A 12,316-nucleotide genomic window follows, 5' to 3' on the forward strand; every position below is an offset into this window, starting at 1 on the left:
TCCACAACGGCCGGCGCGAGCCGCTTACCCCTGGACTCGCGTCAGTACCCGTCATCCTCACATCGGACGCGCGAAGACGGCCTCACATCAAGGTGTTCGGCTTTCTCCGTAAGCCTTTTCCAGTGACGGTACTGTTGCGTCGCCTGCACCGGCTCGCCCGCCGTCCAGGCGTGGCGCGAGTGCGTACGGGAAGCCCTCGGGCAATGGTTGGTGGGCTGGGTTCACGTCCGCCGCAATGCGAGTACGCATAAGGCGCGCTCCATAGCTGTAGACTTTTCGGAGTCCGGCACGCTGCCTCTTATCTGAGGAATTGTTATGCCCAACAATCATCTCGCCAGTAAATTTGACGCTGACCTGGGCCTCGTTTTATCCAGACTTCTCGAGATGGCCGGGCAAAGCGAAAAAACCTAGCTAAGGGAAGGCCCGCATGTTGACTTCCCTCGTGTGTAACCAGTGCGAAGCCCGTCGGGCTGGTGCGCCCGTGTTCTAGTCGTCGACGACTATCGCGGCGCCGCTATTGCTACTGCGCCGTATCTCTCACTAGATGGCATGGAAGCCCACGTTGCTGGCGGATGCGGCGACGCTTTGGAAACAATCAAGAACTGGTTTCCGGACGTAGTTCTCCTAGACATCTGGATGCCTCAGCGCGACGGTTTCGAAACCGCAGAGGCAATGAAACATTGTGCTCCGGCTCCTAGTCCTTTCATATTGGCTTACACGTGCGCTGATAAACGATTTGTTATGGCAAATCCGGCCAGCAAGAGCTTGGACGGGTACTGCCGGAAAGGTACCTCTCCATCTGAGCTCGCTCTCATCGTGAGGAGCCTGTGCACTACGGCTCCCTCGCACTAATCGGCTCCGGGTTGCGCGACCACAGAACGAGGACCTGCGTCAAGTATGTCGTTCGCCGAACAGGGAGCCGCAGCACTGCGGCGAGCTACCGCTGCTCACCGAGCTCGTGACGCCGTGCCCCGCTTCACGTACAGTCAACCGTTTAAGTGTGCGATTCGCAGACATCGTTTCAGTTTCATGAATGCCGTTTTCTTGGCGCGCCAATGATGTTCGGCAAGGGTCTTGTCAACTCGCCATTCGCGATGCAGGATTCTCTTTTTCAGCCCGTCGTAGGCGCTTTCCACCTGCTCCGCGAGAGGTGTGATTTCGCCCACTTCTGCGATGCGGTCGACGGGCGTCTTGCCACCGAGTGAGCCGTGCGGACGGCGCCGGTTGTAGTCGAACTGCCACTCGTCAATTCGCCGGTCAATCTCGTCCTCGGTCGGGGCGTGGTGGGACCAGTACTCGTTCAGGTCAGTAAGCTGTGAACGTTCAACCTTGCCATTGAGGTGTGGGGAGCGCGGCGGATCGGCCGGAATTTGATGCACTCGCTCATCAGACGTCGCTGCACTGATTCGGCGAAGAACTCGCCGCCCCTATCAGTCTGGATACGCTGGATCGGAAATGGCATCATCCTCGATGACGCGATCAAGAAAAAGCGGCGTATTACGGGCGTTGCTGCGTGGATAGACAGTCAGTACGCGGAAGCGCGAGCAGTCGTCGATGGCCGTGTATTGATAGACGCCTCGCGCGATCTTCATCGTGTCCATCTGGACTCGATCTCCGGGAACCGGGCGGCTAGAGCGTTTGGGATTTGCCGGCCGCCTGGGACGCACTAACGGCTTCACAGACGCCTTGGTCAGAACATTGTGAATGGTCGCGAGGGACAGTTCTCTTTGTTCATGTAGCCGTAACTCGTTCTGAATCCGGCGTGCTCCCTTGCGCTCTGCACGCAGCCGGAGAATCGTCGCCCGATCAGCTTCGGAAACCTTTCGGTTTGGACTGTTGAGAGGGCGGCGACTTTGAGAGCGCAGGCCTTCTTCTCCAGCATCCCGGTAGCGTCGTAACCATTTACGAAGTGTCGGTCTCGTGATACATCAGCACCCAACGTGATCGAGTCACATTCTCGCGGTCCATCGCTTCATTCTAGTTGAAACGATGTCTTGCGGCATGTTCCTAGAGCGCCTGGATATTTGCTGCCTGCTTGCCCTTTGGTCCCAGCTTGACCTCGAAGCTGACCTTTTGCCCGTCGCTAAGAGACTTGAAGCCTTCCGACTTCACTTCGGAAAAATGGGCAAACAGGTCTTCGCCACCATCGTCCGGCGAGATGAAACCGAAGCCCTTTGCATCGTTGAACCACTTCACTTTGCCCGTCTGCATTATCTGATTCCAAGGAAGTTAAAAAGAGTCATTGACCCGGTGTTGAAAATTCAAAAAGTTGCGCTGCATGCGTCGTTGCACGCGTGCGGACGCGTGTGGGAAAAGCTATTTCCTGTTTCCGGGGAAAACAGTGTCTGGGCTTGCGAATCGTTATTCGGTTTGCAAAGCATGCCTGCTGCGATGGTTCTGTCCGACCCGAAGACATGCAGCCCCGTCATCTGCTTGTGTGACGCAAGTCAGCCGTTCTAGGCCTGCGCCCATCGGACGCCCGCCAAGTGGAGCGAGCATTCTCGGGCGGCCTGCATCCGACGTCTGGAATCTGCGGGAGCGCTGGCGAGCCGGTCAAGCAGTCGTTGCAGCCGTTCCTGTTGCCGTCGCAAGAGTCCGGGCGTTGCGTACGCCTGAAGAACCCGACCGCGCCAGTAAGTCTGTGCGAACAGCGAATCGGCACCGTCCGCGCACAGGACTCGCTCAAGATGCGTAATTGCAGTGTCAAGGTTATGAGGCGTGTAGGGGCTCACCCAGGCGCCTGCTTTGGCGGCAATTTTCACAATGTTTTCTCTCAGTTATATAGCTTTTCTGACTAACGGCATGTTGCGCACAACGTGCGTCCGGCCCTTTGCCAACAGGGCTATTAGTCAGATGTTTAGTATGGCTTTCTAAACGTAAGGAAAACGATACAGGAAACACCACTCCTGAATAAACCGGGTTTACCCGTCAATTCGAAAACGCCTGCCGCTCCGAAGCAGGCATCACATTTATATGATCTATCAGGGCGTGTAGCTGGAAAAGGAAGTCGCTCGCAAGTCCATTCGGCCAGGGCTGCGCCCTTGAGCCGGTCCAGGGTTCATCGGAGGCGTTGCGCATGCTTCTGGAAGTCGTGGGGTATTAGGTCAGTCGCGCTGCCGGCCTCGGATTCAATCGCGTAAGGATGAGCGCGCCCGCCTTAGCAGGGCGAGCCGCGTTCTGCTTTCAACGGCCTGCGGGAAGTTAGCGGTGCGAAGGGTAAATTTCGGGGGCTGCAGAGTGCCGGTACGCTTCAGCAACCGGGCTATCGGAAAGTGAGCGCCAACGGGTGCTGGAAGGCAAACTGAGCGAACCTTAGCTTGAATTCCCAATTGAGAGCATGAGAGCACGGCCAATTTCCTGGTCAACGGGTAAGCCGGAAAACCTCCATCGCGATTTTTCACGTGTGGTACATGGAAATTGGGCCACCGAAATGATGGGCCAACTCGCACGCAGCACGCGCCAATCCATAACAGAAAACCACGAGAGCCGAGAGCCTACGAGCGGCCCGCTGCAATGCAGAACGCGGCGGAGCGTCGGGCATTGCGTGAGCGTCGTGCCGATTTCGTGGCCCGTTTGCCTTGGCAACGGCGAAGTTTCAGCGACACGAGGCACATCCCTTGCGGCGCCTATTCATGTGAGCGGCAGACGCTTGCATGGAGGTGAGCCATGAAACATATAACCAGGACGTTTTTCGCTTCGACTCTCGCGATGGCACTGTCGGCAATTACATACGCACAAGCGGGTGGCAGCGCTGGCGGGCTCCCGACACCCGGCGTCGGCGCCGGTTCGATGAAAGCCCCGAATGAGACGGGCTACGGTTCTCCCGACGTCCCGGGTGGTGGCGTCCGCGCGGCGCGCAGTAATCCTGCGACGGAGCGTTCCAATAGCGGCAAGACCAATGGTCTAAATAGGGGCACGCGTAGCGGCGCGAACAGCGACGTCAACAGTGGACCGGGCGGCTCAAGGGAAAACGGCCAGTAGTACGAAGGCTCCTTGTCACGATGGTAGTGGCGTTCTACGCGCTGACTCGGGCATGGTGTGTAGGCCACGTCGTGCGTTGGCACCGACGCGATAACAGCGGGTTGCACACTGAGTCAATATCGCTCAAGGCGCACGTGGGTGAGACTTGGAATCGACAGCTTTCGACTAGTGCAACTCGCGACTCGCTGCCGCATGCGGGAACCGAGGGACGCCCGAAGGACTCGATGTCCTGCTCTCAGGCGACCTGTCGACTCATCTCCCGGCTGACCGAACGTAGGCGGGACGAGGGTTACAGGGCGACCCCGCTGTTAAGGCCGGAGGAAATGCGGTTCCCCCTGATTTCATGCAAGTTCCAAGGAGCTCATTGTCCGTTGGGTCGGCAGACCAGCGGAGGTGTTGTGTTGGTGGAGGGGCATGCAGCGCGAACGCAGGAGTCGGCGAGTCTCGCGTTTAATCGAGCGCACCGTTGATGCCGTTCGGTTCTGGAGGGCCTCGGCACTACTGTCGCACCCTGCGTCCCCGAAGCAACTGTGTTGAACGTCAAGCGTTTTCGCGATCCGACTGATAAAGCGATGCATTCCAGGGCGCTCCTGCTTTGACCATTGCGTTGAGGATGCTCAGGAGCTTGCGCATGCAGGCGACGATGGCGACCTTCGTTGGTTTACCCGCCGCGACGAGACGGTCATAGAAGATCTTGATGATAGGGTTAAAGCGAGTCGCGGACAGTGCCGCCACGTAGAGCACATGCCGCACGCTGCTGCGGCCACCGAAGATCGTGCGCTTTCCTCTCATGTGGCCGGAGTCGCGGTTGATCGGTGCGACACCAATCAGCGCGCTGATCTCGCGGCGAGACAGTCTGCTAAGTTCGGGAACCTCGCAGATCAGGTGGAAATCGTTGTCTTGCCAACTCCCTTTAAGCTAACGAGCAGCGCCGACAGATCGGCGAAGTTCGCCTGCACGTGTCCGGCCATGTCACAGCCGATGCGATCGAGTTCTTTAGTCAGCGCTTCGATGATGGTGTCAATGCTTTGCCGGATTGCAGCAGGCGACTGAGCCAGCCGGTTGCGCTCGGCGACAAGTATGGCGATCAGTTGACGACGGCGCGTGACCAGGGCCGCCAGGGCCTGCTGCTCTGCGGTCGGCAGCGGTTTGACGAACTTGTCGCGTTCCGGACTGCGTTCAATGACTTCGCCGAGCTGCGCGAGGATGCGTGCATCGATGCGATCGGTCTTCGCCAGTTGTCCCATCGCTCGCGCAAAATCTCGTGCCCGTCGGGGATTGATGACCGCCACCGCAAAACCCGCGGCCTGCAATACAGCGGCCGCAGCCGTTTCAAGACCACCCGTGGCTTCCATCACAATCAGTGCGACCTTACGCGTCGCCAACTGGCCCAGTAACGTATCGAAGCCCTCGGCGTTGTTCGTCAGACTCAGTGGCGGCGCATTCAGGCCAATCGCAATGTCCAGCGCGGTTTTCGCCACGTCAATGCCAATCGTGACTGGTGTGGAAGTCGAATCTGGCAGGCTCGTCATTTCCCATCCTTGCTTATGCGAACTAAGTTCAGGCAACTGTTCGGGCTTTCGATGAGCGGCTCGGCTCGGCTCGTGCGCCATGTGCTTCGGGACGGGCTTGCAAACCCCAGGGAGGAGATCAGGCTGCACGAGCTTTGCCAAACCGACATCAACAACAAAAAAATTAACGACAGGCTGTGGATTTGTGGACGATGCGCCTACGGCGCAACGGTGAGCTTACCGTGGACAACGTTACACGTTGCCCACCGCGCCCACCTTCGTCCACAAGCTCCACAGCCTCACATCATGAAGAATAAAAATCATGATCTTCAAGATACAAGGGAGGGCGGTGTCCATTCCATCTCGGTCGGCTACGGTCTGACGCGTGATGCGCGGCCCAGAGGGTCGATTGAATTTTGGCCAGGGACGGAGCGCCGTTGGCTACGCCGACGGCTGTGGAGTTTGGTCGCATGCGCGGCTTTGGCAGCGGCCCGGTCGACATCGGGTTAGGCCCGTTCAGAGCGGAATTAGGGACAAACGGCCGCCGCCGCGACATAGAGCAAGAGTGCTATCACTACCACTGCGGTAAATCCAAGATGGATCGCCAACACCGTTGCCAGAACTGCAGCCACTACGGAAGCACAGGCGTTGATGCCCCACGCCCAGGGCACCAGCGCTTCGGCGCTGGCGCCAACGCGCCCGAGTCCCAGTGGGAAGGGCATTCCCATCGCAAACGCGAGCGGTGCGACGAGCAGCGCGGAGATAGCGATCCTGGCTGGATCGGGCAGGGAAATCAGCAGTCGGAACAGAGTGGGGAGGATGGCCAGGTAGAGCAGGGAGATAAGGGAGATCGCGAAGACGGCCCTTGTCAGCAGGGACGGGCGACCTCTATTCCAGCGCGACCCTGGCGCGGGGCTGGGTAGGTGCGCTCCGCCCCCTTGCAGGCGCTGCGAATATCGGCTTCCCAGTCCGGCAAACGAGAGGAACGCGCATAGCACCACCGCAACAGCATAGAGCGGGTGACTCAAGAACAGGATGAACTTCTGGATAAACGCGATTTCGACGAACATGAAGGCGAAACCAATCGCGAGGAAATAGATAGCAACTCGCCGCCCGGATAAGGCCGCTGATGCAGCGGCGTTGTCGACAAGGGTTGTCGTTGACGATGGCGAGCTGTGAGCCAGGCGTTGGCGGCGCCTTATCATCCAGAGCGGAAAGAGGATCAATATCAAAGCTGCCAATGTGGCCTGAAGCAGGGTCGCAATCAGCACCGGGTAGCCCCATTCCAGCAAAGGCAACCCGCCTTGCTCCTTCAAGGCGAGGAGTTCGGGCAGCGAACGCCATTTGAAGAAGTGAAAGAAGTACGGCTTGTCGTCCGTGGCGGGTCGAACATCGAACTTGTAGCGTGCCCAGAACTTGTCGCGATCGGGGCTCAGCAAGGCTTGCGCGGCTTCGAAGAAGTATGGCGTTTCAAGCACGTTGTAGCGATTCGCTTCCGCGGCGTGCATCCCGGGGTAGTATCCGACGTCGAATGAGCGCGCACGGCAGAAGTTCCGCAGTGCGACGATTTCCACGCCACTGAACTCTCCGTTCTTGACCAGCAGCGTCGTAGTCTTCCAGCCGCGGATCAGCACGAGCCGGCGGGAGGGTTGCGCCACACCGACGCCCTCCATGGCCAGCATCCCCGTCGCAAACAATTTCAGGATGTCGCGTGGCGGCAGCGTGACCCAGCGCGTAATCGCCAGCATGCCGCCTGGGTTGAGATGGCGAAGATAATCCTGGAACGCCTGCACCGTGTACAAATAGCTCTCGGAAAGCGCGTAAAGACCGGCCGACGTGGCGCTGAACGAATCCAGCAGCGCGACCTGGATGAGATCATAGCGCTCGCCGTGCCCAGCGATGAAGCTGCGCGCTTCGCCGGTAAAGACGTGAACGTTGGGTGCGCTGTAAGGCTTGCCGGAGAAGTCGGCAAAGCGGCCTTCCACCGCGTCGATCACCTGCGGATTCAGTTCCACCGCGTCGATTGCGCTCGCCTGGTGGTAAAGCGCCTGCAACACATCGGCCCCGGCGCCGCTGCCAAGTACCAAGACTCTGGGGCGCTCCAGCATGTGGTAGGGAAGGGCGGAGGTGAGGTAGTCCAGATAACTGAGTGACTCGCGCTGTCCGTCATAGCGATTGAGCGCGGAGAGCCCGTCACCATCAGTAAACACTCCCAACTGTGGCGGCGGCTCCATGGTCGCGTTGAGGCTCAGCCCCGGTGCGTGGCGGAAAGGAATCAAAGGGCTTTCCACTACCGTGATGAGACCCAGTGGGCTCGAGCTTTCAGCGATCACGTGTGCGTCTTTGATGCGCAGTGTCTGGCTCAATTCCTTGTACTCGGACGGCCGTAGAGCGACCCAGTCGCGTGGCAGGATGGTCAGCGAAATGGCCGCGGCTCCCACCAACAGCACCGGCAACCAGTTTCGATGCCAGCGACACTCGATGCATGCCAGCGCCGCTGCCGCCAGACCCACACCGCCCAGGAGGCGAAGCGCATCCAGCGGAGCAAGGACAAATAGCGCAACGATGATGGCGAGGCTGCCTAATCCGGCTCCCACAATATCAAAACTGTAAATGCGGGGAATCTGATCATTGAACCGTGTGAAGGTGAGACAGACACTGGTCGCGGCGCAGAAGAAAGGGACGAACAGGAGCAGATAAATCAGCAGCAGGCGCAGCGGCTGCTGCGGATCCCACAGAATCTCCAGGGGGTTGAACGCGACGCGCTGGGCAAGCGCGAAAGAGGCGACCGCGGAAACGCCGAACAGACTGGCGCCGCCAGCGAACACGGCCGTAAACCTGGGCGCTAGCCAGCGCTGCGCTAACGCCACCGTCGCACCGGCTGCACCGTATCCCAGCAGGGCGACACTGATCATCATATAGGCGAAGTGGTGCCAAAGGATGATGGAAAACAGGCGCATCAACAGGATCTCGTAGCCGAGCGCTGCGGCCGAGAGCAGGGAGAGGGCGAGCAAAGGCGCAGTGGGCATGATCGCGTGAATGGGAATGGATGCGGCATGAAGGATGCGCTCGACCAGAGACAAGGCAGGCGCACGGGATCGCCATGTCCATTTGCTCTCTCACACCTCATCCCTGAATCAGTGCCCGGCCAATGGCACGAATCTGACGGGCAAGATCTGTTTGGTGGAAATCGTTCCGTCGTCCGATTTTTCGATCAGCAGCAGGTACTGGGTCAGAAACTGCGCGCCCACCGGAATAACCATTCTGCCGCCCGGCTTCAATTGCCGCACGAGGGGGGGAGGGACATGGCTGGCAGCGGCGGTGACGATGATGGCGTCGTAGGGCGCGTGGGCTTCCCACCCGTAATAGCCGTCGCCCACCTTGGTTTCCACTTGCTTGTAGGCGAGCCGTTGCAGGCGCTCCTGCGCCTGCATGCCCAAGGGTTCGACGATCTCGATCGAATATACCGCTCGTGCCAGACCTGCCAGGATCGCCGCCTGGTAGCCGGAGCCGGTGCCGACCTCGAGCACGATATCGGTAGGCTTAATCACCATCAGGTCGGTCATCAGGGCAACAATGTAAGGCTGCGAGATTGTCTGGCCATAGCCGATGGGAAGCGGCCTGTTCTCGTATGCGTTGTGCGCCTGCTCGGGCGGAACAAATTTGTGGCGAGGCACCTGTTCCATGGCCGCCATGACGCGCGCATCGATGGCATGCCTGCCGGTTTCGGTGCGGGTGTCAGCAGTCAGTGCTGCGATCTCCTTGACCATTCTCGCCCGGCGTAGCGCAAAATCGTCGGCGGCGTGAACACCGGAATACAGCCACACCAATGCAATTGCTGGAATCAGGATGCGCAGCCAGCGCGTCATCGGTTTCACAATGGTCCCTGTTGCCTGACCTACTGTAATTCTACGCTCATGCGCGGGCTGGCTTCGCGTCAAACACGTCCGGCGGCCTGTCATGCATCAGGCCGGCCTCTCGCCATTTCCGAACTAGCAAACGTCCGCATCCTCCGCGCTGAGTGATTGAAGTACCATGGCGCAGCCGCACGTCCTGTGTAACTCATCCCGCGTTGCCCAGCCGGCAGTACTGAGCTCGACACCAGATCGGGATCCGGCGGAAAGTATCTGGGTCTTCCGCTTTGAGCCTTGCATCTTTTGCGGGGCAGCATGGGTGCAGCTTGTTCCATGTCCATGCCAAGCGTAAGTTGTTGATTTGACGAGAGCTACCGTTGCCACTGCCAGGCGTATCGTGTTTGGCCCGACGAATGGGAGATGCGTCGCCTGCCGCGGCCCGAACGTGTTGGTATTGGGAAGGACGTGCGCGCGATCCGACATCGCGAGCGAGGTCGAACCAGAAATGCGTGTTGAGCACGCCTGCCCAGTCCTAGCACGAGTCCCGCTCTACCATGCCAGCGTCGCTTCTCCGGCAATGTGGCCAATGGCCGCTATAAGGACCGAACAGCGGAGAACCAATGCGTTTGTCGCAAACGTCGTGTGTCGGTCCAATAGCGGCCGATTGGTGGTCTCGCGCGACCGGCCGGAGTGGGTCTCGCGTGCTGACTGTCGTGAGAACACCAGGGCTCGATCAACGTGCGATCAGCGACCAGCGCGCGAAGCCGAGAAATCCCTCGGCTTCTCCGTAGGCCAATCCTGCCGAACACGCTTGCCCGGTCCGGATTGGACGCCGACTGCATTCCTTATGCGCCGCTGCCGTACGGCTGCGTGATGATCTCGAGATTGTGGCCGCTCGGATCTTCGAAATACGTGCCTCGACCGCCATCGTTCGTATTGATCTCGCCCTGCCGGCGGTGAGAGGGATCCGCCCAGTAGGGCAATCCGCGGCTCTGTATTCGCGCAAGAATGCAATCGAACTCGGTCTCGCTCACCAGAAACGCATAGTGTTCCGGCCGCGTTTGATGATCATCGCTGTAGAAGTCCAGCGTGACGCCGTTATCCAGTTGCACGGCAAGGAACGGGCCGAATGGCTTCGGCTCGGGAAGTCCGAGTATTTCTGCGAGAAATGCCGCCGATGCATCCCTGTTCCGCGCGTACACGATAGTGTGATTAAGCGTGATGCTCATGTTCGCTGCTCTCCTTTCGCCGCTCGCGTGACAGTGCCTGTTCACGGTGCCGGCCGGCATCATCGCCCAACCCGCACGCCGTCCCTCGCGCAACCGCTGAACGTTGCGCCAATCAGTGCGGCTGACCGAGGCATGCATCGGCGACGTCGACGATCGGCTCGCTATCGGCGTGGGCTTCGGGAAACCGATCGACACATTTGATCTGCAGTAGCGTCCACCATGTGCCTGGCGGATCGTGGCCAAGCCACATTACCGTCGCGGCCGCTTTGGTTCGAAGCCTCCATCGCTGCCAGTCGGCGCCCGTTGGTGAAAAATGGCCCTGACTGTCCGTGTATTGGCCTGGGTCCAGATCGTAGCGTTTCAGGTAGGCCGGATTAAGGCGCTCATCGAGCGTAACCTGCCCACCATGGGCGATGCGCGCCCGTTCCCGTGTCTCGTCCTGACTGAATTCGCTCACCGCGCGGCTGACGACCGACAACTCGAACAGCAGCGCTGCACCAGTTGCCAGACATGTCGCGGCAATGCAGAGCACGAGCAGCCAAAGAATCCGCCGTCCGACTGTCAGTGTGCGTGCCATCAATCCCTTGGCCTCGCAATGTGATGAAAACAACTCGTGCCGTTCCAGCGCGGAATTTCAGCAGACGTTTCCGCTCCCCTCTTTAAACGATACAACTTCACGTGCCGGTGGTCCAGACCGCTGCGATGTTCCGGGGCCTCGACACGGCGGCAATATGAACTGAAGTGGGATGCGTCAGGAAACCATGCAGTGGTGAGCGCCAACGTGGAATGGTGCCGCGGATATTGCATCGGAACGGTAGTTAGTCCGGATGGCAGCTTTTCACTCTGCGTGAGGGCAGCAAGACAACGAGCGTCTGTCTTTATGCCGGCGATGACCAGCGGCACATCGATACGGAGAAAGAGCTTCGCGGCCACTGGCAATGTCTCGCGGTCTTATCCCCTTATCCCCTCTCGGGGCCTTGCACAATAGCGCTCGACCACCTGGTGACGTTAGTGGGTATCTGGCAGTAGTCGGTCATGAAGCGACCGTCGCTGCCCTAACCCGAAAGGCCGCTACGTTAGCATTGGCCGCGGGGAGACCGCTAGTTACTGCAGATTTTTCGCGAGTTGGCAGCGCAAGGTATCTGCCATCTTCTGCAAGATGTCCGGCAAGAGTACCTGCGCTTCAAGCGGGCCCATCACGGAATAGCCCGATCCCAACTCGCCGTCGATAACATACAATCGGCTATCGCGACGTTAAATGGTCAACTTCAATCGAATCGTAGCGGTGGTCGACGATGACGAATCAGTTCGCCGTGCCCTCAAGCGTGTGCTGCACTCTTTCGGGGTAGAGGCGGAGACTTTTCCAAGTGGCGAGGCATTTCTGAGCACGCTGTCGTCGGGAGCTTCGTGCCACTCCGCCTGCGTGATCGTGGACTTCCAGATGCCAGGGGTCGACGGGTTGGAGCTGCTGCGCCGTCTGGCCCCGACTGGCGTGCCCATCATCTTCATGACCGGGCACGACGATCCGGCCGTTCGCAATAAGGCTTTCGCTATAGGTGCTCCAGGCTACCTGAAAAAGCCGTTGGACGGCGTCGCATTGATTGGGGCTGTGGAAAAAGCGCTAGAGCTACCCGTACTCCCAAAAAGCTCTTCGCCCAGTTGGGGCTGAATGTCCGGTTCAAGGCTTAATCCAACCATACATGCCCAGATGGCGGCCGTCCGAAAAGGGTCCGACTACGGT

The 12,316-nt window shown here is 59.3% G+C and carries 7 protein-coding genes and 2 pseudogenes; 2 read left to right on the forward strand and 7 right to left on the reverse strand.

Annotation, left to right across the window (positions count from 1 at the left end):
- The first annotated feature begins 453 nt into the window (after nucleotides 1-453).
- On the forward strand, nucleotides 454-852 hold the full coding sequence (locus P0D80_RS47180) for a response regulator (RefSeq protein WP_408181269.1): 399 nt from the start codon (nucleotides 454-456) through the stop codon (nucleotides 850-852).
- 134 nt (nucleotides 853-986) lie between these two features.
- Here the strand turns inward: P0D80_RS47180 and P0D80_RS47185 are convergent.
- The 7 genes and pseudogenes from P0D80_RS47185 to P0D80_RS47215 all read right to left on the reverse strand — a co-directional run.
- Nucleotides 987-1,925, reverse strand: a pseudogene (locus tag P0D80_RS47185) (IS481 family transposase); the annotation flags it as partial.
- An 82-nt stretch (nucleotides 1,926-2,007) separates the two neighbouring features.
- Nucleotides 2,008-2,211, reverse strand: coding sequence for a cold-shock protein (locus P0D80_RS47190; protein ID WP_408181270.1), 204 nt, complete (start codon nucleotides 2,209-2,211; stop codon nucleotides 2,008-2,010).
- Between the two features lie 2,310 nt (nucleotides 2,212-4,521).
- Nucleotides 4,522-5,513, reverse strand: a pseudogene (locus P0D80_RS47195) (IS110 family RNA-guided transposase).
- 506 nt (nucleotides 5,514-6,019) lie between these two features.
- Nucleotides 6,020-8,521 carry a spermine/spermidine synthase domain-containing protein gene (locus P0D80_RS47200; RefSeq protein ID WP_408294908.1) on the reverse strand — a complete coding sequence of 834 codons (2,502 nt, stop codon included), beginning with the start codon at nucleotides 8,519-8,521 and terminating at the stop codon, nucleotides 6,020-6,022.
- Nucleotides 8,522-8,629: 108 nt separating this feature from the next.
- On the reverse strand, nucleotides 8,630-9,400 hold the full coding sequence (locus P0D80_RS47205) for a protein-L-isoaspartate(D-aspartate) O-methyltransferase (RefSeq protein ID WP_408294912.1): 771 nt from the start codon (nucleotides 9,398-9,400) through the stop codon (nucleotides 8,630-8,632).
- A 791-nt stretch (nucleotides 9,401-10,191) separates the two neighbouring features.
- Nucleotides 10,192-10,575 carry a VOC family protein gene (locus tag P0D80_RS47210; protein WP_408181271.1) on the reverse strand — a complete coding sequence of 128 codons (384 nt, stop codon included), beginning with the start codon at nucleotides 10,573-10,575 and terminating at the stop codon, nucleotides 10,192-10,194.
- A 112-nt stretch (nucleotides 10,576-10,687) separates the two neighbouring features.
- A complete protein-coding gene (locus tag P0D80_RS47215; protein WP_408294902.1) occupies nucleotides 10,688-11,152 on the reverse strand; it encodes a hypothetical protein in 465 nt (154 codons plus the stop codon).
- A gap of 681 nt (nucleotides 11,153-11,833) precedes the next feature.
- On the opposite strand from P0D80_RS47215, the gene P0D80_RS47220 reads away from it, so the two are divergent.
- Complete coding sequence (locus P0D80_RS47220) at nucleotides 11,834-12,244, forward strand: response regulator transcription factor (protein WP_408294905.1); 411 nt, start codon at nucleotides 11,834-11,836, stop codon at nucleotides 12,242-12,244.
- Nucleotides 12,245-12,316 lie beyond the last annotated feature (72 nt).

The organism is Paraburkholderia sp. RL17-373-BIF-A (assembly GCF_046030175.1).
GTDB lineage: Bacteria > Pseudomonadota > Gammaproteobacteria > Burkholderiales > Burkholderiaceae > Paraburkholderia.